The organism is Roseomonas sp. F4 (assembly GCF_053891155.1).
In genome coordinates, this window is record NZ_JBSSHK010000001.1 from 236381 (window position 1) to 251813 (window position 15433).

A 15433-nucleotide genomic window follows, 5' to 3' on the forward strand; every position below is an offset into this window, starting at 1 on the left:
CGGTCAGTGAACACTGCTGCCGGAGCCGCCGCCGATGATCTCCGCCGAGTTGAACGAACGCCTCACGCGCGTTGGGCCGGACACGCCGGGTGGCCGCGTGCTGCGGCGCTACTGGCAACCCATCGCCCTGGCGGATGAGCTGGACCCGAAGCGTCCGGTGCGCGCGGTGCGCGCGCTGGGCCAGGATTTCGTGCTGTTCCGCGATGAGCAGGGCAGGCTCGGCCTGCTGGATCGCGATTGCCCGCACCGCAACGCCGATCTCGCCTTCGGCCGGCTGGAGGATGGCGGGCTGCGCTGCCCCTTCCATGGCTGGCTGTTCGACACCCAGGGCAAGTGCCTCGATACGCCGGCGGAGCCGGAGGGCAGCACGCTCTGCACCCGCATCCGCCAGCGATCCTATCCGGTGGAGCTGCGCAGCGGCATCGTCTTCGCCTTCCTGGGTGAGGGTGAGGCGCCGCCCTTTCCGGCCTTCGACTGCTTCACGGCACCGGACAGCCACACCTTCGCCTTCAAGGGCCTGATTTCCTGCAACTGGCTGCAGGCGCTGGAGGTCGGCATCGATCCCGCCCATGCCAGTTTCCTGCATCGCTTCTTCGAGGATGGCGACGCGGCCGAGGCCTATGGCAAGCAGTTCCGCGCCACCTCCGATGGCTCCGACCTGCCGATGACCTATGTGCTGCGCGAATATGCGCGGCCGCGGATCGAGGTGGAGAACACCGACTATGGTCTGCGTGTGACGGCGCTGCGCAGCATCAACGACGCGACCACCCATGTCCGCGTGACCAACCTGGTTTTTCCGCAGGCCTTCGTGATTCCGATGAGCGCGGAGATGACCATCACCCAGTGGCACATGCCGGTGGACGACACGCACACCTACTGGGTCGCGATCTTCACCAGCTTTTCCAAGCCGGTGGATCGCGCGCAGATGCGCGCGCAGCGCCTGGAATCCTACAGCCTGCCGGACTACCTGCCTAAGCTCGGCGCCCATAACGATTACGGCTTCGACCCGGAGGAGCAGGCGAGCGAAACCTATACGGGCATGGGCGAGGACATCAATGTCCACGACCAATGGGCCGTTGAATCGCAAGGCGCCATCCAGGACCGTACGCGGGAGAATCTGGCGAGCACCGACAAGGCGATCGCCGCCAATCGCCGCCTTCTGATGCGCGCCATGGCGGCGATGGAGGAAGGCAAGCTGCCGGCGCTGATGCAGGACGCTGCGACGACATCGGGTATCGTCGGGCCGGCCACCATCGACACCATGTCGCCCGCCGCCGAATGGCAGACCCGCTGGCGCGAGGCGGTGGCACGCCGCCGCGGCGCCGCCCCCTGGGCCCCTCCGGCGCTCGCCGCCGAATGAGTTTTGTTCAGCGGCACGGGCTGCACGCCGAAGCCGACCGTGTCGAGATCCTGCGGCAGATCGAGGCCGCCGGCCTCGGTGTGCTGCGCCTCGCCTTCCCCGACCAGCACGGCATCCTGCGCGGCAAGACCATCATGGCCAGCGAGGCGAAGGGCGCGTTGGCCAATGGCGTGGCCATGACCACCACGCTCCTGCTGAAGGATTCGTCGCATCGCACGGTTTTTCCGGTGTGGTCCGCCGGTGGCGCGCTGGGCGAAAAGGCGATGGAAGGCGCGGCTGATGCGCTGCTGATCCCGGACCCCTCCACCTTCCGCATCCTGCCCTGGGCACCCCATACCGGCTGGATCCTCTGCGACGCCTATTTTGCCGATGGCCGCCCGGTGCCGCTCGGCACGCGCCACCTGTTGCGCCAACAGGTTTCGCGCGCGGCGGAGCTGGGATTCGACTACGTCACGGGTCTGGAGGTGGAGTTTCATCTGTTCCGCCTGACGGACCCGAAGCTTTCGCCCAGCGATGCGGGGCAGCCCGGTACGCCGCCGGATGTCGCGCTGCTGACACAGGGCTACAACTACCTGACCGAGCTGCGCTACGATCAGCTCGATCCGATCCTCGAAATCCTGCGCCGCGAGATTCAGGCCTTGGGCCTGCCGCTGCGCTCCATGGAGGTGGAATACGGGCCGAGTCAGGTGGAGTTCACCTTCGGACCGCAATCCGGCCTGGCGAGCGCGGACGCCATGGTGCTGTTCCGCAGCGCGGTGAAGCAAGTGGCGCGCCGGCACGGCTACCACGCCACCTTCATGTGCCGCCCGCGCATCCCGAATGTGATGTCGAGCGGCTGGCACCTGCACCAGTCGCTGGTGAAGGACGGCCGCAACGCGTTCATAGGCGAAGGCACGCTGCTGTCGGAAACGGCGCGGCATTTCCTCGGGGGCCTGCTGCACCATGCGCGCGCGGCCTCCGCCTTCTCCACCCCCACCATCAACGGCTTTCGCCGCTACCGGCCAATGTCGCTGGCGCCGGATCGTGCCATCTGGGGCATCGACAATCGTGGGGTGATGGTGCGCGCACTCGGCGCGCCGGGCGATGCGGCGACGCGGCTGGAGAACCGGGTGGGGGAGCCGGCGGCCAATCCCTATCTCTATCTCGCATCCCAGCTCGCCTATGGGCTGGAAGGCATCGCGGCCCGGCGCGATCCGGGACCGCCGGCCGATACGCCCTATGACACCGAGGCACCGCTGCTGCCGCGCAGCCTCGCGGAGGCGATCACGGCGTTGGAGGACAGCGCCGCAGCGCGGGATGCCTTCGGCGCCGGCTTCATCGACTATTTCGCACGCATGAAACGCGCGGAAATCGCCCGTTTCGAGGCCGAGGTCTCGGAATGGGAACATCGCGAGTATTTCGAACTCTTCTGACGGGATCGGGCAGGGCAACGACCCTGCCTGTGGAAACGCCGCACGGCTCAATGGAAAGGAAGCGGATGCTCCTCGAGCTGGATGCGGTCAGCAAGGAATTCCCGACGCGCGGCGGCCCGCCCGCGCGGATCATGGATCGTGTCTCGCTGGATGTGCGGGCGGGTGAGTTCATGGCGGTGCTCGGCCCTTCCGGTTGCGGCAAATCAACGCTGTTGCAGATGGCGGCAGGGCTGCTGCCGGTGACATCGGGCATCGTGCGCGTCGCCGGCCGGCCGATCAGCGCGCCGCCGCCCGAGGCGGTCTACGTCTTTCAGCAATACAGCCGTTCGCTGCTGCCCTGGCGCAAGGTGCGCGACAACGTCGCCTTCGCCACCGAACATCGCCTGGGCCGCAAGCGGGCGCGGGAGGCGGCCGAGGCGCCGCTGGAACAGGTCGGCCTGGCCGGCTTCGGCGATCACTACCCCTGGCAGCTTTCGGGCGGCATGCAGCAGCGCGTCGCCATCGCCCGCGCCTTGGCCGCGGAACCCGCGCTTCTGCTGATGGACGAGCCCTTCAGCGCCGTGGATGCGCTGACCCGGCTGGATCTGCACGCGCTGGTGCTGGAGATCTGCGCACGCCGAAGCCTGACGGTGCTGCTGGTGACGCATGATGTGGAGGAGGCGATCACGCTCGCCGACCGCATCGCCCTGCTGACGCCGCGCCCGACCACTGTGGCGGAGGTCATCGAGGTCGGCATCGACCGCCCGCGCGACCCGGTTGCGACGCGCGAATTGCCGCGCTTCCTGGAACTGCGCCACGCGCTGCTGGATCGGCTGATGACGCGCCATGTGGCTTGACCGCTTGCGCGCCATCCTGCCGGGGCTTGCCGTGTTGGCGCTGCTGATCGCGGGGCTGGAGGCGGCGGTGCAGGCGGGGTTGATCCGACGCGTGCTGATGCCGCCGCCCTCCGTCATCGGCGCGACGCTGTTCGAATTGTTGGCGAGTGGTGAGTTCGTCGAACCACTGTTGGCGACACTGAAGCTGGTCTTCGCTGGATTCGCGATCGGCTCCGTGATCGGCGTCACGCTTGGCACCGCCATGGGCTGGTGGCCGGCCGCCTTCCGACTGTTTGAGCCGCTGGTGGAACTGGTGCGGCCTGTGCCGAAATCGGCGCTGGTGCCACCGCTGATGCTGTTCCTGGGCATCGGCTTCACCATGAAGGTCACTTCCGTCGCGCTGGTCGTGATCTTCCCCGTGCTGCTCAACACGCTGCAGGGCGTGCGCGGCGTGGACCGGGTGATGCTGGATGCGGCGCGCACCCATGGCTGGGGCACCACGCATACGCTGTGGCATCTGGTGCTGCCGGCCGCGCTGCCCTTCGTGCTGGCCGGCATGCGCATCAGCCTCGGTCTCGCGCTGGTGCTGGCGGTGCTGGCCGAGATGCTGGCCGGGGAGGGTGGCCTCGGCTTCCTGATCCTCGACATGCAGCGCAGCTTCCTGATCCGGCAGATGTACGCCTGGCTGGTCATCCTCGCCGTACTTGGCCTGGTGCTGAACGGAATTTTCGCGGCGCTCGAACGCCGGGCGCTGCACTGGCAGAATCGCAGCGCATAACAAGGAGGTCTTCATGAACATCACTCGCCGCGCCACGCTCGCCATTCCCGCCGCCCTCGCAGCGCCATCCTTGCGCGCACAGTCGCTGACCAAGATGCGTGTCAGCGTGATCCCCGTGCTCGACGTGGCACCGCTGCATGCGGCGATCCGCGAAGGATACTTCGCGGCGGAGGGGATTGAGATCGACACCTCCACCACCGCGGGCGGTGCCACCGGCCTGCCGGGGCTCGTTGCCGGGCAGTTCCGCGTGGTCTTCTCCAACGTCGTCTCCATCATGCTCGGTGTGCGCGAAGGCCTGCCCTTCCGCTTCGTCTCCGGCGCCAGCAAGGGCAAGGACACGCCGCCGGACATCCTGGCGCTGCTGGTGCGCAAGGGCAGCGGCATCGCCACGGGCAAGGACCTGGAGGGCAAGCGCCTCGCCTCCAACACGCGCAACAACATCGTCTGGCTGCGCGGCATGGCCTGGGTGGAGAAGACCGGTGGCGATTGGCGCCGCGTCAGCACGGTGGAAGTGCCCTTCCCGCAGATGGCCGATGCGCTCGCCGGCAACCGCGTCGATGCCGCCATCTTCTCCGAGCCCTTCGTCGCCGCGGCGCTGGAGACCCATGGCGACCGGCTGGAACGCATCGGCTGGCCGATCAGCGAGACGGCGCCCGGCGGCACCAATGCGCAGTATGTCGCGATGGCGGAAGATCTGGCCGCGAACGCCGATCTGTTCGACCGCTTCGGGCGCGCGCTGCACAAGGGCGTCGACTGGGTGAATGAACGTGCCGGCCAGCCCGCGCTGTTGGAACTGATCGCCAACTTCTCCCGTGTGCCGCTCGCGCGTTTGCAGAACACGGCTCTGCCTGCCTATCCGAAGGGCGTCACGCCGGCGGAGCTGGATGAACTGGTGGCGACGACGCAGCGCTACGGCCTGACCGGCACCTATCCGGCCAGCGCCGGGCTGATCCATCGCACCGCGCGGGTCTGATGCGACGCCTCACCTCCGGCACCTGGCTCGTGCTCGGCCTGTTCGCGCTGTGGGAGGCGTCCGCGCGGCTCGGTTGGGTGGACAGTCCGAACTGGCCGCCGGTGACGGAGGTGGTGGCTGCGCTGATCCGCGACAGCGTCACAGGCGAATTGCCGCTGCGCGTTGGCGGTTCGCTCTGGCGCATGTTCTCGGGCCTGCTGGCCGGCGGTCTGGCGGGCGTGGTGGTCGGCCTGGCCTTCGCGCTGGTGCCGGTCACAGCGCGGCTGTTCGGCCTGGTGGTGGAGGCGTTGCGGCCGATCCCGGTGCCGGCGGTAATCCCGCCGCTGGTGCTGTTCCTGGGCCTCGATGATCCGATGAAGATCACCGTGGTTGCGCTGACCGTCTTCTTCCCGGTGCTGACCAATACGATGCAGGGCGCGCGCGCGGTGGAGGCGGAGGCCATCGCCATGGGGCGCACCTTCGGTATCGGTCCCTGGCGCCGTGCCGGCTTCATCGTGCTGCCCGCCTGCCTGCCCTACATCCTGGCCGGGCTGCGGGTGGCGCTGGGTCTCGCACTGGTGGTGACGGTGGTGGCGGAAATGATCGCGGGCGAGCAGGGTGTGGGCAACTATCTGGTCGTCATGCAGTTCGCCGGCCGCGCGCCGGAGATGTATGCGACGGTGCTGCTGCTTGCGGCGCTGGGCTACGCGCTGAATCGGGCTTTTGTCAGCCTGGAGAAGCGCGCGATCCATTGGTGGTTCGCGATGGGGCGCTGACGCCGCGCCGCCCTTTTGTGGCGGCGCGGTGCATCCCGTCAGTTGCCGGCCGGGCGCATCGACATGGCGTAGGTTTCCTCGTCGTTGCGCGCGAGCACCTCGACGTTGCGGCGGGACGCCCAGATATTCACCTGATGGTGCAGCGGGATGATGGCGTAGTCGCGCATCGCCACGCGGGTGGCCTGGCGATACAGCTCTTCACGCTGGGCCACGTCGATGGTGATCAGCGCCTGTTCCAGGATGCGGTCGAACTCCTCGCTGGAATAGAGCGAGCGGTTGGAGATGCCCCGGCCACGCTCCCGGTTCTGCGTCGCGATCAGCGCCGCCATGGGGCTGTCAGGCTCGCCGGTGCCGGTGCCCCAGCCGGACAGACCGATGGGGAACTCATTGCGCGCGGACCGGCTGAAATAGACATTGGACGGCATCGCCTGCACATCGGTCCGCACACCGATGCGCGCCCACATCTGCGCCACGGCCTGGATGATCTGCTCGTCATTGACGTAGCGGTTGTTCGGCCCGGCCAGCATCACGCGGAAGCCATTCGGGTAGCCGGCTTCCCGCAGCAGTTGCTGGGCGCGCGCGGCGTTGAAGGGGTCCGGCTTCAGCGAGGGATCATGGCCCATCACGCCTTCCGCCAGGAACTGGCCGGAGGGAGAGGCGTAGCCGCCCATGACGCGGCTGACGATGGCATCCCGGTTGATCGCCAGCGACAGCGCCTGCCGCACGCGGTTGTCGCGCAGCGGGCTGCGTTCCAGCCTTTCGCCATTAGGGCCGGACACGCCCGGCGTGTCATCCCGCTGGTGGTCGAGATAGAGATAGATGTTGCGCAGCGCGGCGCGGCTGGCGATGCGGATATTCTGGTCGTTCTTCAGCATGTCCACATCGCGGGTGGATACGGCATCGATCGCCTGCACGTCACCGGCGCGCAACGCTGCGATGCGGGAGGCGTCATTGGCGATGATGCGGTAATTCACCCGTGCCCAGGGCTGCGCCGGACCCCACCAGTTGGGGTTGCGCTCCATCACCGCCTCGCTGCCCGGGGTGTAGCTGACCAGGCGGTAGGGGCCGGTGCCCAGGGCGGCGCGGCCGTTGTTGAAGTCGCCGGTGTCGATATCCGTGCCGAACTGCCGGCTGATGATGGAAATCCCGCTCATCAGATTGGGCAGCAGCGGGTTGGGCGCGGGCGTGTGCATGCGGATCGTATGCGCATCCACCACCTCCAGCCGTTCCACCTGGCGGGTGTAGATGGTGAAGCTGCCGGGGCTGTTCCGCACATTCGGCACGCGCGCGAAGGTGGAGACGATGTCCTCCGCCGTGAAGGGCGAGCCGTCATGGAAGGTGACGCCCTGGCGCAGCTTGAACTCCCAGACGGTCGGGCTGATCGAGGTCCAGGACTCCGCCAGGCCGGGGCGCAGGCGGAAATCCTCATCCGTGCCGACCAGCCGGTCGAAGATGTGCTTGTTCAAGGCGTTGTTCGGGGTCAGCGTGTGGTAATGCGGGTCCATCGAGGTGAAGGCACCGCCGACACCGATGGTCAGGGTCTGCGCCATCACGGCACCGGACACCATGCCCGTGGCGCTCAGTGCCAGGACGGTTGCGGCCAACAGGGTCTTGCGCATGGGTGTCTCCCCGGACATGCTCGTGGCGCACATCGTATTGTCCGTACAATGCGACCGCAACCGCCTTGACATGGATCTGGGAGAAACGTCGCCGATGGATTTGCTCGTCACGGATGCAGTCATCGTCACCCAGGATGCAGAGCGCTCGGTTTTTGATCGGGCGGCGATCGCGATTCGCGGTGACAGGATTGCCGATATCGGACCGACCGCGAAGCTGGAAGCGGCGCATCCGGACCTTCCCCGTATGGCGGGACGCGGCAAGGCGGTGCTGCCAGGCTTCGTCAATGCCCATACGCATACGATCCTGACCGTGCTGCGTGCCACGGTGGAGGATTGGTCAGGCAACGCCGTCTACGGCTACATGTCGCCGGTTTCGTACACGATGACGCCGCATGAGCGGGCGGTGATGGGCATGCTCGGCATTGTGGAGGGCATCCGTTCCGGCACCACCACCTTCGTCGATCCCTTCCGCCATGTGCCCGATTATGCCGACGCCATGGCATCGCTGCGCGTACGTCTGGTGCTCAGCGAGAACTGCGCCGATGTGAACACGCTGAAGATCCGCCACGGTGACTGGTCGCAGGACCCCGCCTTTGGCGAAGGTTTTCTCGAACGCACGCGGGCCGGCATCGAACGCTTTCACAACACCCATGACGGTCGCCTGCAGATCCAGATCGCGGCGCATGCGACGGACAATTGCACGCCGGAATATCTGGAGAAGCTGACGGACCTCGCACGGCAGCACAACATGCCGCGCACCATCCACCTCGCGCAGTCGGTGGAGGAGATTCGCGTGATCCGCGAGAAGTACGACTGTACCCCTGCGGAGTATCTGGCGCGGCACGGTTGGGCAGAGCCTGATGTGGTCGGCGCGCACTGGACCTATCTGACGGAGCGTGACATCGCGCTGCTGGGCGAACGCGGCATGCAGATGGTGCATTGCCCGGCCAATGGTTCGCGCCGCGGCCCACATCCGGTGCTGGCGAAATCCATCCGCCGTGCCGGCATCAACATCTGCTTCGGCACCGACAACATGACGGAGGACATGTTCCACGCCATGAAGATCGGCCTGATCGTGCATCGTGGCGCGGAGAACCAGCAGGGCACGGATCCGCAGCCGGAGGACATCTTCGATAGCTGCAATCGCAATGGCGCGCGCAGCATCGGGCGGCAGGACGATATCGGCAGCCTGGAGATCGGCAAGAAGGCAGACCTCACCTTCCTCAACCTGAACACGCCGGCGCTGCGTCCGGTGACGAACCTCATCGGCAATATCGTGCATTACGGTCATCCCGGCACGGTGGAATCCGTGATGGTGGATGGCGAATTCGTGCTGCGGGATGGCAAGGTGCTGGTGACGGACGAACAGGCGCTTCTCGAGGAAGCGCAGGCGGTGACCAAGGCGGTCTGGGCGCGGATGCTGGCGAATAATCCGGACCTGCCGCCGCCGCGTAAGCTCAACTGGCTGGATGTGTGAGGCGACGTCGATGAAGAAGATGCACCTGGTCGCCTATATGAAGACCGGGCCGAGTGCCAGCTACCCTGGAAGCTGGCGTCACCCCACGGCGACGCTGCACGACCTGTTCGAACCGTCGCGCTATGAGCATATCGCGCGCGTGCTTGAAGCTGCCTGTTTCGATGCCTGCTTCTTTGCCGATGGGCTGGGTCTGCCGGACAACTATAAGAACCACTTTGCGGATTATGCGGGGCGCGGCGGGCAGACCAGCATGCTGGACCCGATGGTGGTGCTGCCGCTGATGGCTCGGGTGACGAAGCATCTCGGCCTGGGCGCCACGCTGTCGACCACCTTCCACAACCCCTACAACCTGGCGCGTGCGCTGGGCTCGCTGGATCTGCTCAGCAAGGGCCGCGTGGCCTGGAACGTGGTGACCACGGCGCGGGAATTCGAAGCGCAGAATTGCGGCCCGGAATCCCTGCCGCCGAAGGAAACGCGCTACGACCGCGCCGACGAAGTCCTGGAGGCCTGCTGCGCCCTATGGGACGGCTGGGATGAGGATGCCTTGGTGCTCGACAAGGCCAGCGGTGTCTTCGCCGATGCGAGCAAGATCCGCTACGCGAATTATGTCGGCCAACACGTATCGTCCCGCGGCCCGCTTTCCATCCCGCGCAGCCCGCAGGGACGGCCTGTCATCATGCAGGCCGGGTCCTCCGAGCGCGGCCGGACCTTCGCCGCGCGCTGGGCGGAGATGATCTTCTGCTCGCCGGCGACCAAATCCGCCGCCATCGCCTACCGCAACGACATCCGTGGCCGGATGGAGGCGATTGGTCGCAACCCTGATGAATGCGCCGTGCTGCCCACGCTGCAACTGGTGATTGGGGAAACGGAATCGATCGCGAAGGAGAAGGCGGAGCTCTACGCCTCGCTCGCCGATCCGGAATTGGTGCTCGCCGCCAGTTCCTGGGCCGTGGCCGCCGATCTCAGCCTGCTGGACACGCCGGAGGCGATCGAGAGCCAAGGCGGAAATCAGGGCGTGCAGGGTCATCGCGACCGCATGATGCAGGTGGCGAAGGCCAAGGGTATCAGTTTCGCGGAAGCAGTACGCCGACCCCGCGACCTGACGGCCGGCACGCCGACCATGATCGCCGACATCATCGAGGATTGGTTCAGGTCCGGCGCCTGCGACGGCTTCATCCTGCCGCCCACGACCTGGCCGACGAGCTTCGAGGAGTTCGGCACCATGGTGGTGCCGGAACTGCAACGCCGGGGCCTGTTTCGCACCGCCTATGCCGGGTCTACATTGCGCGAGAATCTGCATAATCCGGGGTGAGGCCGTCCGATGGCCATAGGGCCTAATGGCCCGAAGGTCTGAATCGGCCGGTGCTATGGGAGGAACAAAGCCGATGAAGTACCGTAATCTGGGCCGCAGCGGCCTCAAGGTCTCACCGCTGTGTCTCGGTGCCATGATGTTCGGCGGCGCGACGGATGAGCCGACCAGCCGCCGCATCATCGATACGGCGCGCGGCCAGGGCATCAACTTCATCGATACGGCGGATGGCTATAATGGCGGCGCGTCGGAGGAGGTGGTGGGCCGCGCCATCGCCGCGGATCGCGCCTGGTGGGTGCTGGCGACGAAGCTCGCCAATCCGGTGATGCCGGGACCGAATGGCGGCGGGCTTTCAAGGCTGCATATCATGCTGGCTGTCGATGCCTCCCTGAAGCGGCTGGGCGCCGATTGCATCGATGTTCTCTATTGGCACAAGGAAGATCACGCGACGCCATTGGCGGAGGCTGTGCATGCCATGGCCGACCTGATCCGCGCCGGGAAGATCCGCTATTTCGGTGTCTCCAATCATCGCGCCTGGCGCGTGGCGGAAATCTGCCGGCTGTGCGACCTGGCGGGCATAGACCGCCCCGTGGTCAGCCAGCCGCTGTACAACGCCTTGAACCGGATGGTGGAGGTGGAGCATTTGCCGGCCTGCGCGCATCTCGGGCTCGGCGTGTTCCCCTATTCGCCGCTGGCGCGCGGCGTGCTGACCGGTAAGTACAAGCCCGATGCCGCACCACCGGAGGGTACGCGCGCCGCGCGCCAGGACAAGCGCATGATGGAGACGGAATGGCGTCCGGAAAGCCTGCGCATCGCGGCGGAGATGGCGGCGCGCGCGGCAGAACGTGGCATCTCGCCCGGGCAGTTCGCGCTGGCCTGGCTGCTGAACAACAAGCTGGTCACCGGCGCCATCGTCGGGCCGCGCACGGAGGCGCATTGGGCGGATTATGTCGGCGCGCTGGAATACCGCTTCACGGCGGAGGATGAGGCGCTGGTCGATGGGCTGGTGCCCACCGGCCATCCCTCCACGCCCGGCTACAACGACCCGGCCTATCCGCTGGAAGGCCGCATCCCGCGCTGAGGACTACCGCGCCCGCCAGCCTTGCGTCAGCCGGTTCACCGCGCCGGTTGTCGCGATCTGGGCGAGTTTCACGGAGGCGGTGATGGCAAGGATAGTCACCGCCATCGCCGCCGCGGCGCTTGACTGACCCGCCTCATCCATATGCACCACGGCGACGGAGGCGGGCTTGGTATCCGGGCCGTAGAGGAAGATCACCGCGGAGACGGTGGTCATGATGTTGACGAAGGCATAGACGGCGATGTCCAGGATCGCCGGCAGGCAGATCGGCACCGTCACGCGCCCGAAGGTCACCACCGCCGGCACCTTGAGTGAGGCGCCGACCGATTCGAATTCCGGATCGAGCTGGCGGATCGCCGTGACCGCCGTCAGATGCATCACCGTGTAGAAATGCACCACGCCGTTCAGCACCAGGATCGCCAGCGTGCCGTAGAGGAAGCCGAGCGGATTGGCGGGGTGGTTGAAGAACAGGATGAAGGCGAGGCCAAGCACCAGCCCGGGAACGGCCAGCGGCACGCCCGCGATGAAGCGCACCGCGCTGGCCAAGGCGCCGCCCGGCGCGCCACGTTCCAGCAGCCAGGCGGTGGTGAAGATCAGCGCGGTGCCAATGATCGCCGCCGTGGCGGCGATGCGCACCGAATTCCACAGCGCCGTCCAGCCGGAGGTGTCGAAGCGGTCGAAATCGTAGTTCTGGAGCGTAAGGCTGAGATTGTAGGGCCAGAAGGTCACCAGCGACCCCCAGACAGCCACCGCCACCAACCCCACCAGCGCCATCGCCACCAGCAGGCACAGCCCCAGCAGCGGCAGGTCCCGGGCTCGGCGCGGGGCGGGCACATAGGGCACGGCGCGGCCTGACAGCATGCCGCTGCGCTGCCGGTTGGCCCAGCGATCCGCGGCGAAGGCGAGCAGGGCCGGCAACAGCAGCACCAGCCCCACCACGGCGCCCATGTTGAAATTCTGCAGCCCGACGACCTGCTTGTAGACATCCGTCGCCAGCACCGGGAATTGCCCGCCGATCACCTTCGGAATGCCGAAATCCGTGACCACCAGCGTGAAGACCACGACGCTGGCGGAAACCAGCCCGTAGCGCGCCATCGGCAACGTCACCGTGCCGAATATGCGGAGATGGCCGGCGCGCAGCACCGTCGCCGCCTCATACAGCCGCGCATCGGCGGTGGACAGCGCCACCACAAGGATCAGCGCCGCATGGGGGAAGCAGTAGAAGACCTGCGCCACGATGATGCCGATCGGGCCATAGATGCTGTGGCCGAACAGCAGGTCGCGCAGCATGCCCTGGTTGCCGAACAGATAGATCAGCGCCAGTGCCGGCAGCAGGGACGGGGCCAGCACCGGCAGCAGCATCACGGCGCGGAAGATGCCCTTGGCGGGGATGCAGGATCGGGTCAGCGCATAGGCGAAGCCGAAGGCCAGCGGCACCACGAGCGCGGTGGTCAGCCCGGCGGTCCAGACGCTGTTCCAGGCGGCCAGGCGCAGGCTCGGCGTGGTGGCGTATTCGGCGAAGTTCCGCAGGCCGACGAAACTGCCCTGCGGGTCCTGGAAGGCGCGCAGCAGCAGCGTGCCGAGCGGCAAAACCAGCCCCGCCAGCAGGACCGTGAAAGCCAGCAGCAACCCGCCGCGCAGCAGCCGGGCCTCCAGCGGCACGGCGGCCCCGGAGGGCAGGGCCGCGTCAGACATCCCGCGGGAACACCATCAGCCGCTCCGCCGGCAGCGCGGCCAGCAGCACCTCGCCGATGGCGGGCGCGATGGCGGGGTTCACATCCGCCTCCAGTTGCAGCCGGCCGACCTGCAATGTCACGCGGCAGATCGGCCCCAGAAATTCCTGGTGCAGCACACGGGCAGCGAAGTGGCCCTCCAGCGCCGTGGCGGTGGGGCCGAGGGCGACATCCTCCGGCCGGATGAAGGCTCGCACCGGCGCGCCATACAGCATCTTCCGCGCGCCAAGGCAGGGCAGTTGCAATCCATCGGCCAGCAATGTGCCGGGCGGCGCATCCACCACCGCATCGAACTGGCTGGCATGGCCGACGAAACCGGCGACGAAGGCACTCGCCGGGTGGCGGTAAATGGTCTCCGGCGTGCCGATCTGCTCGATATGGCCGCGGGACATGACAACGATGCGGTCGGAGACGCCCATCGCCTCCTCCTGATCATGGGTCACCATCACCGTGGTCACGCCGAGGCGGCGCTGCAAGGCACGCAGTTCCTGGCGCAGATGCAGCCGCACCTGGGCATCCAGCGCCGAAAGCGGCTCATCCAGCAGCAGCAGCCCGGGCTCCGCGGCCAAAGCGCGCGCTAGCGCGACCCGCTGCTGCTGTCCGCCCGAAAGCTGCGCCGGATACTTTCTCGAATGTTCCGAAAGGCCGACGAGGCTCAGCAATTCTGCCACGCGCTGGGTGCGGCGTGGTGCGGGCCAGGCGCGGCCGCGCAGGCCGTAGCCGACATTGTCGGTCACGCTGAGGTTCGGAAACAGCGCGTAGGACTGGAAGACAATCCCGAAATCCCGCGCCGCCGGCGGCAGGAAGGTGATGTCCCGCCCATCTTGCATGATGCGGCCGCTGGTCGCGGGGTCCAGCCCCGCAATGGCGCGCAGCAGGGTGGTCTTGCCGCAGCCCGACGGGCCGAGGAAGCAGACGAATTCGCCCGCCGCCACCGTCAGGCTCGCGCGTTCCAAGGCAATGGTGGTGCCGAAATGCTTCGACACCTGTTCCACCACCAGATAGGGCGGCGCCGCAACCGCGCTGGCCGCGGTCGGTGCCACGGCCAATTGCGCGCTCATCAGTTGCGCGGCGCCGACTTGCTGTCGAAGCGGCTGGCCCATTCGCGCAGGATCGCGTCGCGGCGCAGCGCCACGTCGCGGAAATTCTGCTCGACCAGGCGCTGCTCGAACTCCGCCGGGTAGTTCTGCACGGAGGGCTGCACGCCGGGCAGGGCGACCAGCGCGTAGTAGCGGCCATAGAGCTCCATCGCCGGGCGGCTGACGGCGAAATCGGCGAGGCGCTTCGCCGCTTCCAGGTTGCGGCTGCCGCGCATGATGGCGGTGGCTTCCAGGTCGAAGCCGACGCCATCGGTCGGCACGATGATCTCGATCGGCGCGCCCTGGTTGCGCAGGGTCACGGCGCGCATGTCGAAGGAGATGCCGAGGCCATATTCGCCGCGGGCGGCGTTGTTGCAGGGGGCGCTGCCGCTATGGGTATAGACCTGGATGTTGTCATGCAGGCCGGTCATGAAGGTCCAGGCCGCGTCATTGCCCTTGGCGCCGAGCCAGCCCGCCACGCTGAGGAAACCGGTGCCGGAGGAGGCCGGGTTCGGCATGACGATCTGGCCGCGATAGGCCGGGTTCAGCAGATCGGCCCAGGTGCTCGGCCGCGGCAGGTTGCGCTGCTGCGCCACCACCGTGTTGAAGCAGATGGCCGAGACGAAGGCATCCATGCCGGTCCAGGTCATCGGGCTGCGGTCGGAGCGGAAATTCGCGCGCAGCGCCTCGGCCCCCTGCGGGGTGTAGGGCTCCAGCATGTTCTGCGCTTCCATCTGCAGCAGCGAGAACACGGAAAGGCCCCAGACCATGTCGGCCCGCGGATTCTCGCGCTCCGCGATCAGGCGGGCGGTCATGATGCCGGTGGAATCGCGCACCCAGGCGATCTCGATGGAAGGCACCGCGGCCTCGGCGGCCCGCTTGAAAGGGGCGAGCTGCTCATTCTCCAACGCCGTGTAGACGGTCAGGCGGGTGCGCTGCTGTGCCTCGGCCTGGGGCGGCAGCAGGGTGCAGGCCAGCGCGATGGCGGTGGCGGTCAGGGTGCGGCGGTACATGGTGGCAGCTCCGGGCGTTCCGCGCGGCTTGA

Annotated in this window: 13 protein-coding genes; 9 read left to right on the plus strand and 4 right to left on the minus strand. The window is 67.3% G+C overall.

The window, feature by feature from the left end; translation table 11 throughout:
• Positions 1–49: 49 nt before the first annotated feature.
• The 6 genes from ACVFYP_RS01135 to ACVFYP_RS01160 all read left to right on the plus strand — a co-directional run bounded on the left by ACVFYP_RS01135 (position 50) and on the right by ACVFYP_RS01160 (position 6093).
• Positions 50–1360: a Rieske 2Fe-2S domain-containing protein gene (locus ACVFYP_RS01135; RefSeq protein WP_499198278.1), complete on the plus strand. Its 1311-nt coding sequence runs from the start codon at positions 50–52 to the stop codon at positions 1358–1360.
• Positions 1357–2772, plus strand: coding sequence for a glutamine synthetase family protein (locus ACVFYP_RS01140; protein ID WP_499198279.1), 1416 nt, complete (start codon positions 1357–1359; stop codon positions 2770–2772). Before ACVFYP_RS01135 ends, ACVFYP_RS01140 begins: the two co-directional genes overlap by 4 nt.
• 65 nt (positions 2773–2837) lie before the next feature.
• The gene (locus ACVFYP_RS01145; RefSeq protein WP_499198280.1) at positions 2838–3608 is read left to right on the plus strand and encodes an ABC transporter ATP-binding protein; all 771 of its coding nucleotides are present in this window, start codon (positions 2838–2840) and stop codon (positions 3606–3608) included.
• On the plus strand, positions 3598–4365 hold the full coding sequence (locus ACVFYP_RS01150) for an ABC transporter permease (RefSeq protein WP_499198281.1): 768 nt from the start codon (positions 3598–3600) through the stop codon (positions 4363–4365). Before ACVFYP_RS01145 ends, ACVFYP_RS01150 begins: the two co-directional genes overlap by 11 nt.
• 13 nt (positions 4366–4378) lie before the next feature.
• Entirely contained in the window at positions 4379–5338 is a 960-nt protein-coding gene (locus ACVFYP_RS01155; protein ID WP_499198282.1) for an ABC transporter substrate-binding protein, read from the plus strand.
• The gene (locus ACVFYP_RS01160) at positions 5338–6093 is read left to right on the plus strand and encodes an ABC transporter permease (protein ID WP_499198283.1); all 756 of its coding nucleotides are present in this window, start codon (positions 5338–5340) and stop codon (positions 6091–6093) included. The genes ACVFYP_RS01155 and ACVFYP_RS01160 overlap by 1 nt, the downstream gene beginning before the upstream one ends.
• Before the next feature lie 38 nt (positions 6094–6131).
• Here ACVFYP_RS01160 and ACVFYP_RS01165 read toward each other — a convergent pair whose 3' ends face one another.
• On the minus strand, positions 6132–7712 hold the full coding sequence (locus ACVFYP_RS01165; protein WP_499198284.1) for an ABC transporter substrate-binding protein: 1581 nt from the start codon (positions 7710–7712) through the stop codon (positions 6132–6134).
• Positions 7713–7806: 94 nt separating this feature from the next.
• Here ACVFYP_RS01165 and ACVFYP_RS01170 point away from each other — a divergent pair, with 94 nt between their 5' ends.
• The 3 genes from ACVFYP_RS01170 (at position 7807) to ACVFYP_RS01180 (ending at position 11579) form a co-directional block, all read left to right on the plus strand.
• The gene (locus ACVFYP_RS01170) at positions 7807–9189 is read left to right on the plus strand and encodes an amidohydrolase family protein (protein WP_499198285.1); all 1383 of its coding nucleotides are present in this window, start codon (positions 7807–7809) and stop codon (positions 9187–9189) included.
• Positions 9190–9199: 10 nt separating this feature from the next.
• Complete coding sequence (locus ACVFYP_RS01175) at positions 9200–10501, plus strand: NtaA/DmoA family FMN-dependent monooxygenase (RefSeq protein ID WP_499198286.1); 1302 nt, start codon at positions 9200–9202, stop codon at positions 10499–10501.
• 73 nt (positions 10502–10574) lie between these two features.
• Positions 10575–11579 carry an aldo/keto reductase gene (locus ACVFYP_RS01180; protein WP_499198287.1) on the plus strand — a complete coding sequence of 335 codons (1005 nt, stop codon included), beginning with the start codon at positions 10575–10577 and terminating at the stop codon, positions 11577–11579.
• A gap of 3 nt (positions 11580–11582) precedes the next feature.
• On the opposite strand, the gene ACVFYP_RS01185 is transcribed toward ACVFYP_RS01180, so the two are convergent.
• The 3 genes from ACVFYP_RS01185 to ACVFYP_RS01195 are packed head-to-tail and all read right to left on the minus strand — an operon-like array spanning position 11583 to position 15401.
• Positions 11583–13271, minus strand: a complete 1689-nt coding sequence (locus ACVFYP_RS01185) for a putative 2-aminoethylphosphonate ABC transporter permease subunit (RefSeq protein ID WP_499198288.1) — start codon at positions 13269–13271, stop codon at positions 11583–11585.
• Complete coding sequence (locus tag ACVFYP_RS01190) at positions 13264–14370, minus strand: ATP-binding cassette domain-containing protein (RefSeq protein WP_499198289.1); 1107 nt, start codon at positions 14368–14370, stop codon at positions 13264–13266. Before ACVFYP_RS01190 ends, ACVFYP_RS01185 begins: the two co-directional genes overlap by 8 nt.
• Positions 14370–15401, minus strand: a complete 1032-nt coding sequence (locus ACVFYP_RS01195) for a putative 2-aminoethylphosphonate ABC transporter substrate-binding protein (protein WP_499198290.1) — start codon at positions 15399–15401, stop codon at positions 14370–14372. Before ACVFYP_RS01195 ends, ACVFYP_RS01190 begins: the two co-directional genes overlap by 1 nt.
• Positions 15402–15433: the final 32 nt, after the last annotated feature.

Coding starts and splice junctions, on each gene's coding strand:
- ACVFYP_RS01140 (WP_499198279.1), top strand. CDS start 1,357: ATGAGTTTTGTTCAGCGGCACGGGCTGCACGCCGAAGCCGACCGTGTC.
- ACVFYP_RS01145 (WP_499198280.1), top strand. CDS start 2,838: ATGCTCCTCGAGCTGGATGCGGTCAGCAAGGAATTCCCGACGCGCGGC.
- ACVFYP_RS01150 (WP_499198281.1), top strand. CDS start 3,598: ATGTGGCTTGACCGCTTGCGCGCCATCCTGCCGGGGCTTGCCGTGTTG.
- ACVFYP_RS01155 (WP_499198282.1), top strand. CDS start 4,379: ATGAACATCACTCGCCGCGCCACGCTCGCCATTCCCGCCGCCCTCGCA.
- ACVFYP_RS01160 (WP_499198283.1), top strand. CDS start 5,338: ATGCGACGCCTCACCTCCGGCACCTGGCTCGTGCTCGGCCTGTTCGCG.
- ACVFYP_RS01165 (WP_499198284.1), bottom strand. CDS start 7,712: ATGCGCAAGACCCTGTTGGCCGCAACCGTCCTGGCACTGAGCGCCACG.
- ACVFYP_RS01170 (WP_499198285.1), top strand. CDS start 7,807: ATGGATTTGCTCGTCACGGATGCAGTCATCGTCACCCAGGATGCAGAG.
- ACVFYP_RS01175 (WP_499198286.1), top strand. CDS start 9,200: ATGAAGAAGATGCACCTGGTCGCCTATATGAAGACCGGGCCGAGTGCC.
- ACVFYP_RS01180 (WP_499198287.1), top strand. CDS start 10,575: ATGAAGTACCGTAATCTGGGCCGCAGCGGCCTCAAGGTCTCACCGCTG.
- ACVFYP_RS01185 (WP_499198288.1), bottom strand. CDS start 13,271: ATGTCTGACGCGGCCCTGCCCTCCGGGGCCGCCGTGCCGCTGGAGGCC.
- ACVFYP_RS01190 (WP_499198289.1), bottom strand. CDS start 14,370: ATGAGCGCGCAATTGGCCGTGGCACCGACCGCGGCCAGCGCGGTTGCG.
- ACVFYP_RS01195 (WP_499198290.1), bottom strand. CDS start 15,401: ATGTACCGCCGCACCCTGACCGCCACCGCCATCGCGCTGGCCTGCACC.